Origin of the sequence: Desulfovibrio sp., assembly GCF_035644575.1 — a bacterium.
Lineage (GTDB): Bacteria > Desulfobacterota > Desulfovibrionia > Desulfovibrionales > Desulfovibrionaceae > Desulfovibrio.
The window spans coordinates 1-19516 of sequence record NZ_DASQOG010000055.1; the positions used below are offsets into that span (position 1 = coordinate 1).

Genomic DNA, 19516 nt, shown 5'->3' on the forward strand with positions numbered 1-19516 from the left:
GCCCGCTGTGCAGAATAACCATTCAAGGAGCACCCATGTCCGACAATCCTACGGTTTTGCTGGAGACCTCCTCCGGCGACATTCTTGTGGAGCTTTATGCCGACAAGGCCCCCCAAACCGTTGCCAATTTTTTGAAATATGTGGATGACGGCTTTTACGCCAACACCATTTTCCACCGCGTTATCCCCGGCTTCATGATTCAGGGCGGCGGCCTTGGCGCGCGCATGGACGAAAAGTCCACCCGCGAACCTGTGACCAACGAAGCCGACAACGGCCTCAAGAACGAGCGCGGCACCCTGGCCATGGCCCGCACCCGCGATCCGCACAGCGCCACCGCCCAGTTCTTCATCAATCTGGTGGACAACGATTTTCTCAACCACAGCTCCCCCACCCCTGACGGCTGGGGTTACTGCGTTTTCGGCAAAGTGACCGAAGGCATGGAGAATGTGGATAAAATTGCAAAGGTTAAGACCAAGACCGTGGGCTTTCATGAAAATGTGCCCACCGACATGGTGCTGATCACCGGGGCAAGCCGCTTCGAATAAATGGCGCGGCAGGCTTTGCCTGCAACGCTGTCGCATGGAACCGCCGTATGCCCGCAGTTGCGGCGCTGCGGCGGTTTTGTGTTTGAGCGGCCTTTACGCACAGGCAAGCTGTGCGCCAAACCTGAAAAAAAGAGGAAAAGCCATGTCCAGAGACATTGTTGCCGCCCTTGAAGAACCCTATCAGCGCTCCTGGGCACTGTTGGCCCAGTATATGGACATCTGCCCCGAAAACATCTGGGCCGAAACCAACGGCGGCTGGCCCGTGTGGCAGCAGGTGGCCCACGCCATTGCCGTGCTGAACTTCTTTATTCTTGAAAGTGACGACGAAACCTTTTTGCCCGCGCCTGCCGGCATTGGCGTGCTGATGCTCAAGGAGCAGGGCAAGGATGTTGTGAGCAAAGAAGCCATGCAGGCTTACGGAAAATCCGTAAAGGCCGCAGTGGACGCACGGCTGGCGGCGCTTTCCAATGCCGACCTGACCAGGGTGCAGGAGCGCGTGAGCAAAAAAATTGGCCGGGATCTCACCTATGCGGCCATGATTGCCATGCTGGCCTCCCACACCACCTACCACCTGGGTTCCTGTGATGCGGCTTTGCGGGATCACGGGTTGCCGGGCGTGTTCTAGGCCTCCGCAGTTTTTGCTGTTGGCAGGGAGTTCTGCGGCAAGCCTTGGGTCTGCCGCAGAACTCCCGCGCACCTCGTGTAGCTTGAACAAGGGCGGGCAGCGGCGCAATTTTTTTTGATAAATCATCTGGAAGAGCTTGACTCGGCGGTCTGGAGCCTTAACTAAAATTCATAGCTTGAACGTATGTTTTTCCGGCAGGCGTTGCCGTTAAAAACAGCACTATAGATTTGAGCGCAACCTGCACGAAGCGGGAGGTTGTTATGGCTATCTGGAAGAACGATCCCGACCATTCGCACCTTGGATTTGTGGTGCGGCATCTCATGATTACCGACATCAACGGCAGGTTTGCAGACGTTGCCATTGATCTTGAAACCGGCAACGATGACCTTTCTGACGCAGTCTTTACCATGACCGCCAAGGCTGTGAGCATTGATACCCATGTGCATGCGCGGGACGAGCACTTGCGCTCGCCGGATTTTTTTGATGTGGCGCAGCACCCCGAAGTTACCTTCCAGAGCTCATCTGTGCGCCTTGGGTCGGACCATACCGGAACCATCACTGGTCTGCTCGAAATGCGCGGCGCCTCGCGAGAAGTGACGTTCAACATCACAGCCAGCGACCGTATCACCAACCCCATCAACAACAAGGAAACGCAGTCTTTCAGCATCACTGGCGAGCTGAATCGCAGCGACTTTGGCATTGGCCCCAACATCCCGGCAGCCATTGTGGGCGACAGGGTGAAGGTGGCGGCCAACTTTGAAGTTTCGCCAGCCTAGGCATCTGAATATTGAGATGTTTTGCGGGGGGGCTTTGATTTGAGAACCCCCGCGAAATATGGACAGGATTTGTTTGCTCTGCCTGTTGTTTTGATACTTGCATGCGCCTGAAACAGCTCACTTATGATTGTTTTCTGCCTCCGATCTTTCCCACCACGCGAAATCCGGCCCCGCCATACCCCGGGTTACGTTTAAAAGCCGCCCCTGTTAGCAGGAGCGGCTTTTATTCTTCTGTACAGGCGTTCTCCCGCACAAAAAAGGCCGGGTAGGGATGCCCCGGCCTGATGGCCCTATGCGGGCCACTATGTATTTTAACCTTACTGGATCTTGCAGTTGCCGTCGTTGCAGTCTTCGGTGGCAATCACAGGCGTGGCCTGGAACAGCACCACCTGTTCGCGTCCCTTGTTGGTAATGACCACCACGGTAATGCGCATGAGGCCTTCGGGCAGAGCAGGAGTGGCCTTGGCCTTGAGGTAGCCTGTGCCGGTGATGAGCTTGGCGTCGCTGATCAGGGCGGTGCGGGCATTGGTGAAGGTCAGGCGGTCAATGACCAGTTCCTTGCTCTTGATGGTATTGATGAAGTGCTCTTTGTCCTCAATGTGCCCGTTGGCGTTGATATGCCAGTAGTTGGGGGCCAGCAGGGTTTCAAGGGCCGGTACGTCGCCTGTCATCACAGCTTCTGTATAGAGCGCCACGGTGTCTGCCTTGGCATGGGCAAGCCCACCGGAAAGGGCAATGACGAGGGCTATGAACACAGTGGTTACTTGCAGAATCTTCATGGTATCCTCCCTGAATGGGCTGTTGGAGCGGCCAGAACGAAAATTGCCAATGTGCACGGATTCTTCTATGGTTATATGTAAAGAGTTAAGCAAAACTCTCCCATTGTAAAGCGAATATCTGCCATAGAGCCGGATTTCCTGGCATTTTTTACTGTGAGGCATATGTTTTCATGTTAACCAGCATTTTGCAAACCATTGGCAACACTCCCATGCTGCGGCTCGATCTTTCACGCGACCTGCCCGGCACTGTCTGGCTGAAGCTTGAAAACCGCAATCCAGGCGGTTCCATCAAGGATCGCGTGGCTTTTCACCTTGTTGGTGAAGCTCTGGAAGAGGGGCGCGTTGAACCGGGCGGAGTGCTGGTGGAGGCCACCAGCGGCAATATGGGCATTGGTATGGCCCTGGTTGCCTCGGTGCGTGGCTTTCGCTGCATACTGACCATGCCGGAATCCATGAGCGTTGAGCGCCGCAACCTCTTGCGGGCGCTGGGCGCGGAGCTTGTGCTCACCCCGGCGGAACAGGGCATGAGCGGCGCCGTGGCGGCTGCAAAGCGCATTGCCGATGAACAGGATGCCTTTGTACTCGGCCAATTTACCAACCCGCAGGCTGTGGTGGCCCATTACAAGACCACCGGGCCGGAAATTTTCAAGGACAGCGTGGGCAAGATGGACGTGCTGGTTGCGGGCGTTGGCTCCGGCTCGACCATCACTGGCGTGGGCAGGTTCCTTAAGGAGCGCATCCCCGGCTTCAGGGTGGTGGCCGTGGAGCCAGCCGCTTCGCCGGTGCTTTCGGGCGGCAAACCCGGCCCCCATCTTATCCAGGGTATTGGCGCTGACTTTGTGCCGGCCATCCTTGACCGTGCGCTTTTGGACGAAATTATCCAGATGGACGGAGAAGAAGCCATAAGAACCGCCCGTCTGCTCATGGAAAACGGCATCATGGCGGGCATATCCACAGGCTCCAACGTGCGCGCGGCTCTTGACCTTGCGGCGCGGCCAGAAATGCAGGACAAGAATATCGTAACCTTTGCCTGCGACACGGGCGAACGCTACATGTCAACGCGGTTGTTTCAGGGAATATAAACTGCAGGCAAGCTGGCTTTGCACTTGATTTATGACGGTATTTTCAATGCCACTGCACTCTGTTTGATATGTTCCCCGTTTTGTGCGAAACAGAAAAATATGAAAAAAACTGTCTTTTCGGCCTGCATGGCTAAATATTTGCACTTGGCAACCGATAAGAAAGTCAGCGTAAGCTTCGCTCACCGGCTGGCAGCAAACAAGTTCAGGTCTGCCGTCCGACATTAACGGGCTTCAGCCCAACGGAGAGCATTTCCATGGCGCAGACCAACATCCTGCTGGAAACCGGCACCAATGAGCTGGAAATTGTGGAATTTTTCGTCAACCAGGACGGTTACGAAGCCCACTATGGCCTTAACGTGGCCAAGGTGGTTGAGATTGGCCGTCGCCAGCCGGTGACTGCCATGCCGGAAATGCGCCATAAAGCGCTTCTGGGCGCGTTTCTGCACCGCAATGGCCGTGTGGTGCCGCTGATAGATATGGCCCAGTTTCTGGGCAGCGGACCCATTGAAAACGAAGACGCCAAGGTTATCGTCACCGAATTCAACGGCGTTTGTACGGGCTTTCTGGTGTCGGGTGTCAACCGCATCTATCGGCTGAGCTGGACGGATGTGGAAGCGCCGGGGCAGTTTTTGCAGAATGTGAGCCGCAGCTCGGTCACGGGCGTGGTGCGGCTGGAAGAGCGCGTGATCTTTTTGCTGGATCTTGAAGCCATCGTCGCCGAACTGCATCCGGCCATGGCCATGCGCTTTGACGCCTCCGATATGCGCCACAGCGGCGAAAAAACCTACAATATCCTGCACGTGGACGATTCAAGCAGTATCCGCAGCCTGCTGCTTGACCTGCTCAACAAGGAAGGCCGCTTCACTGTGACGCAGAAGGTCAACGGTCAGGAAGCCTGGGATTACCTGAAGGTGCTGCGAGACCGCTGCGAAGCCGAAGATCGCCCCATTTCCGATTTCGTTCACGGCGTCATCACAGATATAGAAATGCCCGGCATGGACGGTCTGGCCCTGTGCAAGCACATCAAGGACGAAAGAGTCCTTAAAAAACTGCCCGTGGCCATCTTCTCTTCCATGATCAATGAACCTCTTGCCAAGAAATGCGCTGTGGTTGGGGCTGACGTGCAGTACACCAAGCCCGATCTCAAAGTGCTTTCCGTCAAGCTGTATGATCTGGTGACTGAAGCCTGGGGCTAAGGCAGTTTTCGCCTAAAATGTTCTGAAGGCCCTGACCGCACTGGTCAGGGCCTTTTTGCGTTATGGCTTTTTTGTGCGCGCTCTCAGCCCGCAGCCCCTTTCTTGCCCAGCCCTGAAACCTCCAGTATGCTGCCCAAAGGGTCTCGAAAATTTACTGCTGAAAAATCTGTAAAACCCCATGCCTGCTGGATCAGCGCCCACTTTTTTACCCTGAGATGCCTATGCCCGCCCTGCCGGAAGAAAAAATGCTTGTCGAACAGGTAATGCACGACAACCCGGAAACCCTGACCCCTGACCATAAGCTCAAGGACGCGCTCCCGGTGTACGAACGGCACGGCGTGAACTGCGTGCCTATTCTGGATGCGGAAAAGAGGGTCAAAGGCATTCTTACCATTTTTCGCCTTGTGCAGGCCGTGCGCGCAGGAAAGTCCTTTGAAACGCCCATCAGCGAGGTCATGGACACCAACCTTGTCAGCATCCGCAACGATGACACCTTTGGTATGGCGTGCAGCATGCCCATCGACAGAATGCTTGTGCTGGATCATGAGGACAGGCTTGTGGGCGTTTTGACCAAGAAGGAACTGATCCACAAAATATACGTGGCCTTCAGAAATGCGGATATCCACAACCGCGAGCTGAGCGAAGTCATCAACTGCGCCACTGATGGCATCATGATTTTTGATGCCGAAGGCACCCCGCTGTTCAGTAACGACAAAATCCGCAGCTTGCTGCCTGATTGCGATAATATGGCCGCGCCAGCTTCTCCGGACATGGAGGTCGTGAGCGACCTGCTGAAAAAATCGGTGGCCCTCCGCAAGGCGCACAGCTCGCTGCTTGAAGATTGCAATGGCAAGCAGGTGGTGCTCACCATAACGCCCTTGTTTGATGAAAAGGAAAAGCTGTTTCGTTGCGTGCTCTCCGCGCAGGATATGACGGAAATAACCCGCTTGCAGACAGAGGCGGAGAATACGCGGCGGCGGCTTGCGGCCTTTCAGGAGGCTTCGCACAAAGGCAAAAAGGTCATTGCGTGCAATCCCTCCATGCTGCGTTTGCTGCGCGAGGCTGAAAGGCTTGGCAGCGTGGATTCAACCGTGCTCATCACAGGTGAAACCGGCACGGGAAAAGAAGTGCTGGCCATGCATATCCACAGCCACAGCGGCCGCCGTAACGGCCCGCTTGTGCAGATCAACTGCGGCACCATTCCCCAGCACCTTCAGGAAGCGGAACTGTTTGGCTACGAGAAAGGCAGTTTTACCGGGGCCAATGCCAGCCGCGTGGGCATGCTTGAGGTCGCCAACGAGGGAACGCTCATGCTCGATGAGGTGGGCGAAATGGATATGTCCCTTCAGGTCAAGCTGCTGCGCGCCCTTCAGGAGGGTGTGATCTATCGCATCGGAGGGCGCAAGCCTGTCCGCCTCAATGTGCGCATCATTGCCATGACCAACAGGGATCTGCTTAAAATGGTGCGGGAAAACACCTTTCGCGAAGACCTGTATTATCGTCTCAATGTGATTCCGCTTGCGGTGCCGCCCCTGCGCGAAAGGCCGGAAGACATCCTGCCGCTTGCGCAGCATTTTCTTGCCTGTTTCAGCAAAAAGTATTCTACCCGATGCATGATCGGGCCAGAAGAAGAGCAGATGCTCCTGGCCTATCCCTGGCCGGGCAATGTGCGCGAACTGGGGAATTTTGTGGAAAGGCTGACCATTGCCAGCTTTTCCGCCGGGCATTGTGCCTCGGTGTGGGAGAGCATTGCCCCGGCGGGCAGGGCTGCGGCTGCTGGTGCAGGCAACATGCGTGACCAGATCAAGAAGTTTGAACGCCAGTGCATTGAAAGCGGACTTGCCGCCACAAGCAGCATCCGCGCCGCCGCGCGCAAGCTGGGCATATCCCATCCCACGCTGTTGCGTAAAATGCGGGAGCACGGCCTTTCGGTTCAGGAATGAACCACTTGGCGTGGCCTTTTGCTGCAGGACGTTATCAGCACGAGCTCCGGTGCCGTTTTCCTGTGAAATGGCTACGTTCTGATTGTGGTTTAATAATGAACCGCATGGTTTGATTTTGAACCATTATTTCGGCACAGGCCCAGGATTGCTTTCAAATTTATTAATTCAATCAAAACAAATTGTTATATATTTCATTTGCTGAGCAGTGTGCGCAGCATGGCCCGCGAAGTATACGCGGGCTTTTTTATATCTACCTGATAATCAAGATAAAACTTTTTGGAACAAACATTGCTAAGACAGGCTCACAATAAAAAGGCTTTGTTGAAGTGACGCTGTACAAAATCAGCCACGTGAACGTTCAGTCGCAGTTACCGCCACGGGCCCGGTCGGTGCGCGCCTGAGATAGAGAAAAGCAGGCTGCAACGGTCACCGTACAGCCCATGTGCATGGGCCTGTACCCTTGCCGTTCCGCCGCCAGACAGCGGCAAAATCATCCGTTATGATGAGGAGTTTATATGTCATCTTCGGCTTTTTGGATGTTCGGCCTTGCACTCGCGTATACGCTCCTGCTCATTGTCATGAGCCAGATAGCCAAGAAAAAGGCCAAGGCGGGCGAAGACTTTTTTGTGGGCGGGCGCAAGTTCAGCCGATGGACAGTGGCCTTTTGCATTACAGGCCTCTTTTCAGGCTCAACCTATATCGCAATCCTCGAACTCTCATATTTTACAGGTATTTCTGCCATATGGTACGGCGTTGCGGAGCTGACCCACGTGCTCATCATCGCACTGGTGCTGATCGGGCCGTTCCGCAAAAGAATGATGGTCACCATCTCTGGCCTCATTGGCGATAAATACGGACGCACGGCAAAGGGCATAGCCGGAGCCATCACGGCCATCACGTTTCCCATGTGGTCTGTGGCTACGGCCCTTGCTTTCGCCTCATGCATCAACGCCCTCACAGGGCTGGACATGCTGGCCTCGGTCGTTATTACCGCAGCGCTTATGTATGTCTTCCTGAGCGCTGGCGGCATGTGGTCTGTGGCCATGACCCAGACGGCAAACTTTTTTGTGTTCATGATCATGTTTGCGGTGGCCATTTACGCCATCGGCGTTAACCCGGGGTACGGCGCACTTGCAACGTTTCTGGAGACAAACGCCAAGTACGGCAGCCTGACCAGCGTTGGCCTGCAAACCATTCTGGCCTGGTTTGGCACATTCCTGATCAACGTGCTGTTGGCGCAGGCCGCGTTCCAGATGGCCCTGTCGTGCAAAACAGCGGACGAAGGCCGCAAGGGCCTGCTGATCGCTGGCGGGTTCAACATCATCTTCATTGTCATGGGCGTTCTTGTGGGCGTTGCAGCGGCTATCACCATGCCCGGCAATGCGCGTGGCCTTGTGGCAGTGCCCAAGTATCTTATGGAAACCCTGCCCGCGCCCATGGTTGGCATGTTCACGCTGGGCATCTGGGCCTGCGCCCTTGGCTGGGGCGCTCCGTGCCAGTTCTCCGGCGCAACCAGCCTTGGCAGGGATGTTGGCTCGGCCTTGTTTCCTGACGCGTCAGACGCCAAGCTGGTGCATTTTACCCGCATATCTCTGCTGGCGCTGACGGCGCTCATGATTCTGTTTGGCTATCTGCGTTCTGAGCAGGCCGCGTGGTGGAATATCTTCGCCTGGACAGCCCGCAACGGCGCAACCTTCGCTCCCATGGTCGCAGCCCTGTTCTGGGGCGTTGCCACTCCCCGTGCCGCTGTCACCGCCCTTGTGGCCGGTTGCGGTGCTGGCCTTGTGTGGAACTGGATGGGCGGCTGGGCCGTCAACAGCTTCTATCTCAAGATACATCCCGTGTGGGTGGCCATGGCCGCCAATATTATCGGCATGACCGTGGTTTCTCTGGCCGAACGCGGCTGGAGCGTCATCGCGCCGCAGGGCGGAGCCGCCATGCTGCGCAATGCGGCGCTGTTGGTAGCTCTGGCCTTGCTTGTCTGCCTGGTTTCGGCTGGCGGGTGGCTCTATGCCACAGGCCTTTGGGGCATGACGGCTTTTCTGCTTGTTCTTCTTGTCTGGATTGCCCTCATTGTCAGTACGGAACGTCAACAAGCATCTGCCCGCTAGAGCGGTCGTTACAAAAATTTGCGCTGTCAAATGCCCGCACGGCGAACATGCACAGATGCTTATGCGCCGCCTGCATTTAAAGCGATAAGATCTTAAAGGGGTTTATCATGCCTATGATTAACGTTGAATGGAAAGGAAACATGCTGTTTGAAGGAAGGGATTCCGACAACCGCCCTGTGATTATGGATGCCTCTGCCATATATGGCGGCAATAACGAAGGCGTTCGCCCCATGGAGCTGCTGCTTATTTCTTTGGCGGGCTGCACGGGCATTGAAGTGGGCCATGCCCTCAACAAGATGCGTGTTCCCTTCACGGAATTCAAAATTTCTGCCGATGCCGTGCGCCGCGAAGAAATTCCGCAGATATTTACGGAAATCAATGTGGAATACACGGTCAGCGGCGAAGGCGTCACCCTGGAAAAATTTGTGCGCGCATTTGAGCTTGGAGCCGTCAAATACTGCTCCGTAGCCAATATGCTCAAGGTGGCGAGCCGCATCAACTACAGCTTTGTGGTCAACGGCGAACACCACGCCTACCCTCTGCCGACCGCATCGGCCTAGTTGAGGCGGAACAGCGGAACTGCCGGCGCTTTTTACCATTGCGGCAGACCGTTCCCCACCACATCGATGAGGCCGGAAAGCTCGCGGGCTTCCCGGCCTCATGTACAGGAGACAGTATGCCTCAGTATAACTTGCCCGAAGATCTGTTTTATACCTCGGAGCACATCTGGGTGCGGCAAGAGGGGGATGAGCTGGTGCTGGGCATTACGGACTTTGCCCAAAGCCAGCTTGAAGAAGTTGTCTACGCGGACGTGCCCAACGTTGGCGCGCAGCTGGAAGCCGAAAAAGAATTTGGCTCGCTGGAATCCATGAAGACCGTCAGCGCCCTGTTTGCCCCGATTACCGGCACCGTCATTGCGGTCAACGGCGATCTGGAAGATTCCCCTGCCCTGATAAACCAGGATTGCTACGGCAAAGGCTGGATCGCGCGCGTACGGCCCGAAGCTCCGGCAGGCTCGCATGCTTTGCTGCGCGCAGAGCAGTACGGCCAGTTGCTGCCGCAAAACAGTTAGCTTTCGGTGGGTTAAAATATGCGCGAGGATGATCGAATGAAAAAACTGACCATCATCGGCAGCGGCCCTGCCGGATATACGGCGGCCTTTGCAGCGGCCCGCGCCGGGCAGGCCGTAACGCTTGTGGAAAGCGAAGCTCTTGGCGGCACATGCCTCAATTCCGGCTGCATTCCCACCAAGACGTTCAAAAGCTCCGCAGATATTCTGGACAAGTTCCGGCACATGAGCGAGTTCGCCGTCACGGGCTCATCGCAGGCCGCCATTGATATGGCTCGCCTTCTGGAACGTAAAAACCGCGTTATCCGGCTGTTGGCGCAGGGGCTGGAAAAATCCTGCGCACACCTGAATGTCGCTGTGGCCAGGGGCAGAGGCCGCCTTGTCAGCGCGCAGCAGGTGCAGGTGACGGCAAAGGATGGAAGCACACAGCGGATTGACGGTGATGCCGTCATTCTTGCGGTTGGCTCAAGGCCTTTGGAGCTCCCCGCTTTGCCCACAGACAAGCGCCACATTCTGACCAGCGACGGCGTTCTGAATCTGGATCGTGTTCCCGCAAGCATCTGCATTGTGGGCGGCGGCGTGATAGGTTGCGAGATGGCCTGTATTTTCAGGGCATTTGGCGCTGAGGTTACGGTAGTTGAAGGGCAGAACCGACTGTTGCCCTTGCCTGCGGTTGACGAAGAAATCAGCAAGCTGCTGCACCGCGAACTGAAAAAAGCGGGAATCAAGGTCGAAACGGGCGTCACTGTCAGCCGGGCCGAAGTGGGCGACGGTATGGTGCGTCTGCATACAGAAGCCGCCAGCGGCGAGCGCCCATCAGTGCCGCCTCCGTTTGAGGTGGAAAGCGTGTTTGTCACTGTCGGGCGCGTGCCGGATACGGAGGGACTGGGGCTGGAGACGGCAGGCGTGGTATGTGACGCGCGCGGTTGGGTGCAGACCGATGTCTTTCTTGAAACGTCCGTGCCGGGCGTATACGCCATTGGCGACATTCTTGGCCCGGGGAAAATCATGCTGGCTCATATGGCCGCCGCAGAGGCGGAATGCGTGGTCGAAAACCTGGGGCAGCAGTCAAAGCCGTGCGATTATTCCCTTGTGCCCTCGGCTATTTTCACAACGCCGGAAATCGGCTGCGTGGGGCTTTCTGAAGCGCAGGCGCTGGCAAAAGGGCGCAATGTGCGTTGCGTCCGACTGCACATGCGCGAGTTGGGCAAGGCGCACGCCATGGGCGAAATAGCCGGGCTGTTCAAACTGGTCATTGATGCGGAGAGCCAGGCAATCCTGGGAGCGCATATTTGCGGCCCGCACGCCACAGACCTCATAGCCGAGGCGGCGCTGGCAATCCATATGGGCGCAAGCGCTGAAGATGTGGCCCGTACCATTCACGCGCACCCCACCCTGGCGGAAGGTTTTGGCGATCTGTGCCGCATCGCCAGACTGGCGTAAGGCCTGCCTGCGCCGGAGCGCATGTGCACTGCGATGCCCGTTGCTGCGCATGCGCCATCTTTTTTGAGCAGTCAGACTATGAAATGGTTGCCAGCTTGCAAGTAAGCTGATCTTCAATCGCTCATCTGCTCCAGAAAAAAGCAACCCCCTCTCGGGTAGGGACACGAGAGGGGGCGCGCATGGGGCGGCCAGGGGTAGGGGCCGCCTTTTGTCACTATTTACAGGGCTGGTTAGCCCATCTTGGTGGCGTCAATCACGTTATAGTCGAGGCCCAGCTCCTTGCCGGGAATACCCAGGGCGAGGCCCACCAGCTGCGAAAGGTGCAGCACGGGCACACGGGCTTTCGACTTGGCTATATCCTGCGCTGCTTCCTGATAAATGTCGAGCTGCATCTGGCAGAGCGGGCAGGGGGTTACGATGCAGGCCGCGCCGGAAACAGCTGCGCTGTCCACAATCTGGCTGGTCATGCGCATGACGGATTTTTCCGCCGGATACACGGCGTGGAAGCCGCAGCAGTCCAGCCGCTTGGCAAAGGGAACCGTCTGTCCGCCAAGGGCGGCCACCACGGTCTCAAAGCTCGAGGGATTCACCGAGCTTTCAAAGCCAAGGGCGGATTCGGGCCGCAGGCTGTGACAGCCGTAGAAGGCCGCCACTTTAAGGCCCGTAAGCGGCTTGGTCACCTTGGCTTTGAGGGTCTGGGCGTTTTGCGCCAGAACCCAGAGCAGGCTGGTGACTTCGCTGGTGCCGTTATAGGTCATGTTGCCCTTGGCAAGAAAGGTGTTGATGCGGTCTTTCTTGCCGCCGTCAAGTTCTGCCTTGGCGCGGCGCAGCATGAGCAGACAGGTGCTGCACGAGGTCAGCACGGGCAGGCCCATTTTTTCAGCCAGGGCGATGTTGCGGGCGTTGGCAACCAGGGTCGCCACGGGGTCAACATCCTGCGCCTGGGAAGCGCCGCAGCAGCTCCAGCCGGGGATTTCCTTGAGTTTGATGCCAAGCCTTGGGGCCACGGCCTCAAGAGCCATCTTGGATTCCTTGGCGGCCTGAGTCAGCACGCAGCCGGGAAAAAAGGCGAATTCGGTCTGCATACGGCTACTCCTTCTCTGCGGCATGGGCCGCCTGAATCATCTTCACCAGGGCATCATGCCCTTCAATGGTTTCGCCGCCAAAGGCCTCAAGCGGATTCATCTTGCCCTGACGCAGCAGGGTCACAGCCATGCCCGCGCGGGCAATGGTGCTGATGCCTTCGGTGCGCAGGGCAAGGCGCACTTCGTTGAGGCGGCCGGAGTCTTCCACCAGATCGGTGTAGAACGACTTGGCGTGGGCCGGGCCAACGCCGTCGGTCATGCCCTTGGCCATAACGAGGGCCCGCAGACCGGCGATATCGTCGGCAGCGCTGATGCCCTTGGGGCAGCGGCTGGCGCATTCCTGACAATGCACGCAGTTCCACAGGCCGCCCGCCACGGCGGGCTTGCCGTGCAGCAGGGGATCCTTGGAGCGCGAATCGTTGGCCACGCGCCATGCGTGGGTGAAGACAAAGGGTTCCATGTAGTCGCTGCGGTCGGCGGTGAGCTTGTTGCACTCAGAGGCACACGCGCCGCAGAGGATGCAGTCCCATTGCTTGATGATGCGGTCGAATTCCTTCTGGTTCTGGCGGCAGCCTTCCTTCATGGAGAATTCGGACTTTGCCACCATGCCCGGATGCACCTTGCGCAGGTTTTCCATGGCGGGTTCCCAGTCCACAACGAGGTCGGAAATGACCTTGAAGTTCGCCAGAGGCGAAATGTGGAAGGTGTTCGAGCCGTATGTTTGGGCGAGGTCGTCCATCTTGGTGTCGCAGGCCAGAACCGCATGCCCGTTGACGCGCACGGCGCACGCGCCGCAGATGGCGCAGCGGCAGGAGGCCGTGAAGTTCAGCGTGGGGTCCTGGGTCTGCTTGATGAACAGCAGGGTGTTGAGCACGGTCTTGCCCGCCACGTCCGCCGGATCAAGTTTGTAGCTCTGCTCAAAACTGTTTTTGCCGTCAAAGCGGTCAATGATGATAGTGGGCATTAGTACTTCCGCTCCTCGGGCTTGAATTTGGTGATTTCCACTTCTTTCCAGCCCATGCGCATTTTGCCGCTGTCGTCCATGCTGACCATGCTGTGCTTGAGGAAGTTGGCATCGTCACGCTTGGGGAAGTCCTCGCGGGTGTGCGCGCCGCGCGATTCCTTGCGCTCGGAGGCGGCAAGGCAGGCGGCCTGGGCCAGTTGCAGCATGTTGCCCAGCTCCACATATTCGGTGAACACCGTATTGTAGACGGGGTTGGCGTTGGGGACGCGCAGGGCGTCGTAGCGCGAACGCAGGTCCGCCAGGGAGCTGCTCAGGGAGTCGAGCTTGGACTGGGTGCGGAAAATACCCAGGTTGTCCCAGAGCTGCGCGCCCATTTCTTCGCGGATGGCATACATCTGCTTGGCATCGCCGCCGTTGGTGGTGTTGCGGAAGCGATCCTGCCAGCGGGCGGTCAGATCGGTGAGGCGCTTGCCCGCGCCAAAATCGGCATGGCTGGCAAAGGCCGCTGCGCCGTTACCGGCGATTTTGCCCGTCACCACCGCATCGGCCAGCGAGTTGCCGCCAAGGCGGTTTGCGCCGTGGATGGACACGCACGAAGCTTCACCAGCGGCAAACAGGCCGGGCACAACCGTGGCCATGTCGTCAAAGGTGTTCACGTCAATGCCGCCCATGGAGTAGTGGGCAGTGGGGCGGATGACCATGGGCTTGTCCACAAGGTCGATATTTTCAAAAAGTTTGCCAACGTGGCGGATCTGCGGCAGATCGTGGACGATCTTATCCTTGCCGAGGTGCCTCAGGTCAAGCAGCACATAGGCTTCCAGCCCCTGGCCGTAGCCACGGCCCTCGCGGATTTCCGTTTCGATGGCGCGGGCCACGATGTCGCGGGGTCCAAGTTCCATCTTGGCGGGGGCGTAGGCCTTCATGAAGCGCTCGCCCTTGTTGTTGAGCAGATAGCCGCCTTCGCCGCGGGCCGCTTCGGTAATCAGCACGCCGCCGTGCACCACGCCCGTGGGGTGGAACTGCACCATTTCGGCATCCTTGAAGGGAATGCCCGCGCGCAGGGCAGCGGCAACGCCGTCGCCAGTGGCAATGTAGGGGGTGGAGGTGCGGTTCCAGAAAATGCGGGTATAGCCGCCGGTGGCAAGCACCACTGCCTTGGCGCGCACAGGGGCGATTTCGCCGGTGCGGATGTTGCGCAGCACGGCGCCTTCGCAGCGGCCATTGTCCACGGCCACGTCAAGCAGCTCGTGATCCATGAGGAATTTGACGCCGTGGCTCAGGGCATCGTCCAGGCAGGTGTGGGCAACGATGTGGCCGGTCTTGTCGGCGGAGTAGTTGCAGCGGACCTTGGATGCGCCGCCAAAGGGACGGGCCTTGACCTTGCCTTCAGCCGTGCGCGAGAAGGGCATGCCCAGATAATCCAGTTCAAGGATGGCGGGGCCTGCCTGCTCGCAGAATTTGAGCGTGGATTCCTGGTCTACCAGATAGTCGCCGCCCTTCACGGTATCAAAGCAGTGCAGCTCGTAGGAGTCGCCCTTGCTGAAATCGGTGACGCCGTTGATGCCGCCTTCGGCCATACAGGTGGCGCTGCGCGAGGGCATGCATTTGCTGACCACAACCACGTTGAGCTTGGGATTTTTTTGCAGGGCTGCCACGGCGGCTCGCAGGCCAGCGCCACCTGATCCGATGATCAGGATGTCGCAGGTGGCCAGGGGGCCGACACCAGCGGCTGCGGCAAGAGCTTTTTCAATGCCGCTCATGTTCACCGTCAGCGCGCTGATGGTGATGCAGGCCGATTGCAGAAATTTTCTGCGGGTAAACTGCTGCGTCATAAGGGTTTCCTCAAAAGTAGGTGGATTTGCCGTTATTTCCAGCGGTTGTGCAAGAAAGTACTTGGGGCGGAAAGGGCGGCAAAAGCTGATTGATTGAGCAAAGAATAAAGGTATGCTCTGTTGATAGTGAAAAATAACACACCAAATCGCTCCAGAGCAACGCGGATTCTTGATTTGTAAGTTTTGAAACTTTTGTAAGTAATGAAAACAGCCAGAACGACGGGCGGCAAGGTCAGGACGGCGAAACCAGCAGCTCCGCCGGTTTTGAAAATAATCAAAAAGGAGACTCTTTAGTTGAAGAGTCTCCTTATGGATTCATTCAAGGCTTACGGCAGCAGTTAAAAACCCTGCTCCAGCGGCGGCCATACGAGCCAGTCGCCATCGTGCGGCGCACGGGGGGTGTTGCCGGGCTTGAGGTGCACCTGCCGCCCCTGAACGTCTATGCGCCCCTGAGCCAGCCACTGGATTGCCTGGGGATAAATGCGGTGCTCCATTACATGGATGCGGCTCATGAGGTCGTCCTCGCTTTCGCCAGCGTTGACAGGCACAACGGCCTGAATCAGCACCGGGCCGCTGTCCACCTTTTCTTCCACAAAATGCACGGTGCAGCCGGAAACCTTGACGCCGTAATTGACGGCATCGGCGCCGCCGTGCACGCCGGGAAAGCTGGGCAGCAGCGCCGGGTGGATGTTGATGACCTTTCCGGCAAATGCCTCAAGGAACACAGGGGTCAGCAGGCGCATATAGCCCGCCAGCACCACAAGCTCCGCCCCGGCTTCGCGCAGGGCTTCAACCATGCGGGCGTCAAAGCTCTCGCGATCGGGGAAGCTTTTGTGATCCAGCACAAGGCAGGGGATGCCCGCCTTTTCCGCACGGCTCACAACGCCCGCACCGGGGCGGTTGCAAACGATCAGGGCAATGTTCACGTCCAGTACGCCCTGGGCGGCCTTGTCGATCATGGCCTGAGCGTTTGTGCCGCTGCCGGAGGCCAGTATGGCGATATTCAGGGGCATGTCTTATCTCGCAAAGTACGTTTTCAGGGCGTCCACCAGTGCCGGGATGGTGTAATCCATGGGCATGATGTTGCAGGTAAGGCCGTTTTTTTGCAGCGTTTCTGCCGTTACCGGCCCGATGGCGGCCAGCTTCACTTCCGGGTGCGTCTTGAGGATTGCAGCCGGGATAAGGGAGAGGAAGTTCTCCACTGTGGAGGAGGAGCCGAAGGTCACGCAGCTTAAGGTGCCGGCGTTGATGCGTTCGAGGACTTCATCCCTTTTGTGCGCGGCGGGGACGGTTTCGTAGGCGGAAATAACGTCCACCACGGCTCCTGCCTTGCGCAGTTCTTCGGGCAGCACTTCGCGGGCCTTGGCGGCGCGGGGCAGCAAAAAGCGCATGCCTGCCACGTTGCCGTTTTCAAGGGCCAGCAGGCCTTCAAGCACACCCTCGGCCATGTAGCGCTCGGGAATGAAATCGGGGGTGATGCCGCGTTCAGTCAGGGCGTCGGCGGTGGCGGGGCCGATGGCGGCCACCTTGCAGTTGCCGAGCGCGCGGCTGTCCTTGCCCGCCTTTGCGAGCCGCAGCCAGAAGTGCTTTACACCGTTGACCGAGGTAAAGATAACCCAGCCGTAGCTGGCAAGATTGCCCAGAGCCGCGTCAAGTTCCGCATAATCGGCAAGGGGGCTGATTTCAATGGTGGGGCACTGGATGACCTCGGCCCCCAGCGCCGTAAGGCTCTGGGCGAGGCCGCTGGCCTGTTCGCGCGCGCGGGTCACAACAATGCTGCGGCCAAAAAGCGGCTTTTTTTCAAACCAGCCAAGGGTGTCGCGCAGGGTGGCGACCTTGCCCACAAGAATGACCGAAGGATTGGTGAATTTGGCTTCAACCGCCGCCTGGGGCAAGCGGGCCAGGGTGTCCACGAGGCTGCGCTGATAGGGCGTTGTGCCGCGATAGATAAGTGCCGCCGGGGTGTGCGGATCCATGCCTGCTTCAAGCAGATTGCGGGCGATGTCGGGCAGGTTTTTCATGCCCATCACAAAGACCAGAGTGGAGGCGCTGGCGGCAAGGGCCTTCCAGTTGTGCACGGAGCCGGGTTTGTCCGGATTCTCATGCCCGGTGATGATGGTCACGGAAGAGGCAAAATCCCTGTGGGTCACGGGAATGCCCGCATAGGCGGGGGCGGCGATAGTGCTGCTGATGCCGGGCACTTCCTCAAAGGGAATGCCCGCCGCCGCCAGTTCTTCGCCTTCTTCGCCGCCGCGCCCGAAGATATAGGGGTCGCCGCCTTTCAGGCGGGCCACAACGTTGCCTTCCTTGGCCTTGCTGACCAGAAGGGCGTTGATCTGATCCTGCGGCAGGGCGTGGTTGCCCGCCACCTTGCCCACATAGATTTTTTCCGCATCGGGGCGGGCGTAAGAAAGCAGGCTGTCGTTTGCCAGGGCGTCGTATACCACCACATCGGCGGCGGCCAGGGCGTCACGCCCCTTGATGGTCAGCAGGCCCGGATCGCCGGGTCCGGCTCCGATGAGAAATACCTTCATTATACGCCTCCCCTGGCGAGATCGAGCAGCGTGCGCGCGCCAAAGGCCGTGGGCCCTACCGGAGCAAGGGGCGTGGCCTTGGCGGCCCAGTCTACCCCGGCAATGTCCAGATGGGCCCAGCGCACGCCCTCTTGAATAAAGTGTTGCAAAAAGAGCGCGGCGTTGATGGCCCCGCCTTCACGCGGGCCCATGTGGCAAATATCGGCCACTTCGCTTTTGAGCGATTCAACATAGGGCTTCCACAGCGGCAGGGGCCAGTATTCTTCGCCGCAAGCGCCGCCTGCCGCGCGGATGCGCTCGGCAAGGTCGGCATCATCGCTGAACAGGCCCGCAAGCTGGTTTCCCAGCGCAACGGCGCAGGCCCCGGTGAGGGTGGCAATATCAATCACCGCAGCCGGAACCCATGTTTTCTGGGCATAGGCCAGCGCATCGCACAGGGCAAGGCGGCCTTCCGCATCGGTATTCTGGATTTCAACGGTGTCGCCATTGGCGGCGCGCACCACATCGCCGGGGCGCATGGCGCGGCCACCGGGCATGTTTTCGGCGCAGGCCAGCAGGCCCACCACGCGGCGGGGCGCGTCTTCCTGCGCAAGGGCCGCCACCGTGGCCAGCACCGTTGCGGCGCCGGTCATGTCGGCCTTCATCTGGTGCATGTTGGCGGCGGGCTTGAGGCTGATGCCGCCCGTATCAAAGGTGATGCCCTTGCCCACCAGCACGAGGGGCTTGTCCTGTTCGTGCCCGGCGGGGGCGTGCTCCAGCACGATGAGGCGGGGCGGACGGCCCGAACCCTGGCCAACGGCCATGAGGCAGCCCATGCCTTCCTTTTCCAGATCGGTTTCGTCCAGCACTGTGCAGGCAAAGCCTTTTTCGCGCGCCAGTTCCTGCGCTTTCTGGGCCAGCATTTCAGGGTAGAGCAAATTGGGCGGCGTGGTGGCAAGGTCCCGCGCAAGGCTCACGGCCCAGGCGGCGTTTTCGCCCCTGCGAGCGGCGGCGTGGGCGGCGTCCGGCACTTCCTGGCCGTCAAAGGCCACGGCCAGCCACTGCGGGTCGGCGGCTTCGTCCGCATCGGCCTTTTTAAGGGCCGTAAAGCGGTACAGGGCAAGCTGAGCGGCGCATACGCATTCTTCCACCAGGCGTTCACGGCCTCCGGGCAGCCGTGCCAGAGCCGGTTCGGGCAGCACTATGGACGTGTAGCCCTGCTTGCGGCACAGTTGCACTGCGGCGGCAATGGCCTTGCGGATGTCGGCGGTGGAGACTTTTTCCCTCGGGCCAAGGCCCACGGCCAGCACCCGGGGAACGGTAAGTTCGGGATGCCCGTACAGCAGGGCCAATTCGCCCGCCTTGCCCTTGAAGTCGCGCAGGGCAGGGGCTATGACCAGCCAGGGAGCAACCTTGTCCAGTTCAGGAATCTGCTCAAGCAGAGTTTCATCCTGGCAGACGGGGGCCAGCAGAACGTCCCCTTTCCATTGTTCCGGTCCGAGATTCTGAAAGCGTATATCCATAGAGCTGCTTCTCCTGAAGTGCGTTGCGTA

Annotated in this window: 18 protein-coding genes; 10 read left to right on the forward strand and 8 right to left on the reverse strand. The window is 58.6% G+C overall.

The window, feature by feature from the left end; translation table 11 throughout:
* Positions 1 to 35 precede the first annotated feature (35 nt).
* The 3 genes from VEZ52_RS02515 to VEZ52_RS02525 all read left to right on the forward strand — a co-directional run bounded on the left by VEZ52_RS02515 (position 36) and on the right by VEZ52_RS02525 (position 1946).
* Positions 36 to 545 (forward strand): peptidylprolyl isomerase, encoded by a 510-nt coding sequence (locus VEZ52_RS02515; protein WP_022659070.1) that lies wholly within the window; start codon positions 36 to 38, stop codon positions 543 to 545.
* 142 nt (positions 546 to 687) lie between these two features.
* Positions 688 to 1170, forward strand: coding sequence for a DinB family protein (locus tag VEZ52_RS02520; RefSeq protein ID WP_324835396.1), 483 nt, complete (start codon positions 688 to 690; stop codon positions 1168 to 1170).
* Positions 1171 to 1430: 260 nt separating this feature from the next.
* Positions 1431 to 1946 carry a YceI family protein gene (locus VEZ52_RS02525; RefSeq protein WP_324835397.1) on the forward strand — a complete coding sequence of 172 codons (516 nt, stop codon included), beginning with the start codon at positions 1431 to 1433 and terminating at the stop codon, positions 1944 to 1946.
* A gap of 317 nt (positions 1947 to 2263) precedes the next feature.
* On the opposite strand, the gene VEZ52_RS02530 is transcribed toward VEZ52_RS02525, so the two are convergent.
* The gene (locus tag VEZ52_RS02530; RefSeq protein ID WP_192113173.1) at positions 2264 to 2725 is read right to left on the reverse strand and encodes a nuclear transport factor 2 family protein; all 462 of its coding nucleotides are present in this window, start codon (positions 2723 to 2725) and stop codon (positions 2264 to 2266) included.
* 170 nt (positions 2726 to 2895) lie between these two features.
* On the opposite strand from VEZ52_RS02530, the gene cysK reads away from it, so the two are divergent.
* From cysK to lpdA, 7 genes are all read left to right on the forward strand, one after another.
* Positions 2896 to 3807, forward strand: coding sequence for a cysteine synthase A (gene cysK, locus VEZ52_RS02535; protein WP_324835398.1), 912 nt, complete (start codon positions 2896 to 2898; stop codon positions 3805 to 3807).
* Between the two features lie 254 nt (positions 3808 to 4061).
* Entirely contained in the window at positions 4062 to 5003 is a 942-nt protein-coding gene (locus VEZ52_RS02540; protein WP_324835399.1) for a chemotaxis protein, read from the forward strand.
* Positions 5004 to 5224: 221 nt separating this feature from the next.
* A complete protein-coding gene (locus VEZ52_RS02545; protein ID WP_324835400.1) occupies positions 5225 to 6946 on the forward strand; it encodes a sigma 54-interacting transcriptional regulator in 1722 nt (573 codons plus the stop codon).
* A gap of 515 nt (positions 6947 to 7461) precedes the next feature.
* A complete protein-coding gene (locus VEZ52_RS02550) occupies positions 7462 to 9057 on the forward strand; it encodes a sodium:solute symporter family protein (protein ID WP_324835401.1) in 1596 nt (531 codons plus the stop codon).
* Positions 9058 to 9164: 107 nt separating this feature from the next.
* Positions 9165 to 9617 (forward strand): OsmC family protein, encoded by a 453-nt coding sequence (locus VEZ52_RS02555; RefSeq protein ID WP_298997862.1) that lies wholly within the window; start codon positions 9165 to 9167, stop codon positions 9615 to 9617.
* A gap of 116 nt (positions 9618 to 9733) precedes the next feature.
* Complete coding sequence (gene gcvH / locus VEZ52_RS02560; RefSeq protein WP_324835402.1) at positions 9734 to 10129, forward strand: glycine cleavage system protein GcvH; 396 nt, start codon at positions 9734 to 9736, stop codon at positions 10127 to 10129.
* Positions 10130 to 10165: 36 nt separating this feature from the next.
* Positions 10166 to 11569 carry a dihydrolipoyl dehydrogenase gene (gene lpdA, locus VEZ52_RS02565; RefSeq protein ID WP_324835403.1) on the forward strand — a complete coding sequence of 468 codons (1404 nt, stop codon included), beginning with the start codon at positions 10166 to 10168 and terminating at the stop codon, positions 11567 to 11569.
* A 230-nt stretch (positions 11570 to 11799) separates the two neighbouring features.
* Here lpdA and sdhE read toward each other — a convergent pair whose 3' ends face one another.
* From sdhE to VEZ52_RS02600, 7 genes are read right to left on the reverse strand one after another with little or no spacing between them, the layout of a single operon-like run.
* The gene (gene sdhE / locus VEZ52_RS02570; protein WP_324835404.1) at positions 11800 to 12654 is read right to left on the reverse strand and encodes an 8-methylmenaquinol:fumarate reductase membrane anchor subunit; all 855 of its coding nucleotides are present in this window, start codon (positions 12652 to 12654) and stop codon (positions 11800 to 11802) included.
* Between the two features lie 4 nt (positions 12655 to 12658).
* Positions 12659 to 13618, reverse strand: coding sequence for a succinate dehydrogenase/fumarate reductase iron-sulfur subunit (locus VEZ52_RS02575; protein WP_240823311.1), 960 nt, complete (start codon positions 13616 to 13618; stop codon positions 12659 to 12661).
* Positions 13618 to 15450 (reverse strand): 8-methylmenaquinol:fumarate reductase flavoprotein subunit, encoded by a 1833-nt coding sequence (gene sdhA / locus VEZ52_RS02580; protein ID WP_324835405.1) that lies wholly within the window; start codon positions 15448 to 15450, stop codon positions 13618 to 13620. Before sdhA ends, VEZ52_RS02575 begins: the two co-directional genes overlap by 1 nt.
* 32 nt (positions 15451 to 15482) lie before the next feature.
* The gene (locus VEZ52_RS02585; protein WP_324835406.1) at positions 15483 to 15728 is read right to left on the reverse strand and encodes a hypothetical protein; all 246 of its coding nucleotides are present in this window, start codon (positions 15726 to 15728) and stop codon (positions 15483 to 15485) included.
* Between the two features lie 60 nt (positions 15729 to 15788).
* On the reverse strand, positions 15789 to 16463 hold the full coding sequence (gene purN / locus VEZ52_RS02590) for a phosphoribosylglycinamide formyltransferase (protein ID WP_324835407.1): 675 nt from the start codon (positions 16461 to 16463) through the stop codon (positions 15789 to 15791).
* A gap of 3 nt (positions 16464 to 16466) precedes the next feature.
* Positions 16467 to 17984 carry a uroporphyrinogen-III C-methyltransferase gene (gene cobA / locus VEZ52_RS02595; protein WP_324835408.1) on the reverse strand — a complete coding sequence of 506 codons (1518 nt, stop codon included), beginning with the start codon at positions 17982 to 17984 and terminating at the stop codon, positions 16467 to 16469.
* Positions 17984 to 19486 carry a leucyl aminopeptidase gene (locus tag VEZ52_RS02600; protein ID WP_324835409.1) on the reverse strand — a complete coding sequence of 501 codons (1503 nt, stop codon included), beginning with the start codon at positions 19484 to 19486 and terminating at the stop codon, positions 17984 to 17986. Before VEZ52_RS02600 ends, cobA begins: the two co-directional genes overlap by 1 nt.
* Positions 19487 to 19516 lie beyond the last annotated feature (30 nt).

What these genes read in the sequence shown, in the direction of transcription:
- VEZ52_RS02515 (WP_022659070.1), top strand. Translation starts at nt 36, where the DNA reads ATGTCCGACAATCCTACGGTTTTGCTGGAGACCTCCTCCGGCGACATT.
- VEZ52_RS02520 (WP_324835396.1), top strand. Translation starts at nt 688, where the DNA reads ATGTCCAGAGACATTGTTGCCGCCCTTGAAGAACCCTATCAGCGCTCC.
- VEZ52_RS02525 (WP_324835397.1), top strand. Translation starts at nt 1,431, where the DNA reads ATGGCTATCTGGAAGAACGATCCCGACCATTCGCACCTTGGATTTGTG.
- VEZ52_RS02530 (WP_192113173.1), bottom strand. Translation starts at nt 2,725, where the DNA reads ATGAAGATTCTGCAAGTAACCACTGTGTTCATAGCCCTCGTCATTGCC.
- cysK (WP_324835398.1), top strand. Translation starts at nt 2,896, where the DNA reads ATGTTAACCAGCATTTTGCAAACCATTGGCAACACTCCCATGCTGCGG.
- VEZ52_RS02540 (WP_324835399.1), top strand. Translation starts at nt 4,062, where the DNA reads ATGGCGCAGACCAACATCCTGCTGGAAACCGGCACCAATGAGCTGGAA.
- VEZ52_RS02545 (WP_324835400.1), top strand. Translation starts at nt 5,225, where the DNA reads ATGCCCGCCCTGCCGGAAGAAAAAATGCTTGTCGAACAGGTAATGCAC.
- VEZ52_RS02550 (WP_324835401.1), top strand. Translation starts at nt 7,462, where the DNA reads ATGTCATCTTCGGCTTTTTGGATGTTCGGCCTTGCACTCGCGTATACG.
- VEZ52_RS02555 (WP_298997862.1), top strand. Translation starts at nt 9,165, where the DNA reads ATGCCTATGATTAACGTTGAATGGAAAGGAAACATGCTGTTTGAAGGA.
- gcvH (WP_324835402.1), top strand. Translation starts at nt 9,734, where the DNA reads ATGCCTCAGTATAACTTGCCCGAAGATCTGTTTTATACCTCGGAGCAC.
- lpdA (WP_324835403.1), top strand. Translation starts at nt 10,166, where the DNA reads ATGAAAAAACTGACCATCATCGGCAGCGGCCCTGCCGGATATACGGCG.
- sdhE (WP_324835404.1), bottom strand. Translation starts at nt 12,654, where the DNA reads ATGCAGACCGAATTCGCCTTTTTTCCCGGCTGCGTGCTGACTCAGGCC.
- VEZ52_RS02575 (WP_240823311.1), bottom strand. Translation starts at nt 13,618, where the DNA reads ATGCCCACTATCATCATTGACCGCTTTGACGGCAAAAACAGTTTTGAG.
- sdhA (WP_324835405.1), bottom strand. Translation starts at nt 15,450, where the DNA reads ATGACGCAGCAGTTTACCCGCAGAAAATTTCTGCAATCGGCCTGCATC.
- purN (WP_324835407.1), bottom strand. Translation starts at nt 16,463, where the DNA reads ATGCCCCTGAATATCGCCATACTGGCCTCCGGCAGCGGCACAAACGCT.
- cobA (WP_324835408.1), bottom strand. Translation starts at nt 17,984, where the DNA reads ATGAAGGTATTTCTCATCGGAGCCGGACCCGGCGATCCGGGCCTGCTG.
- VEZ52_RS02600 (WP_324835409.1), bottom strand. Translation starts at nt 19,486, where the DNA reads ATGGATATACGCTTTCAGAATCTCGGACCGGAACAATGGAAAGGGGAC.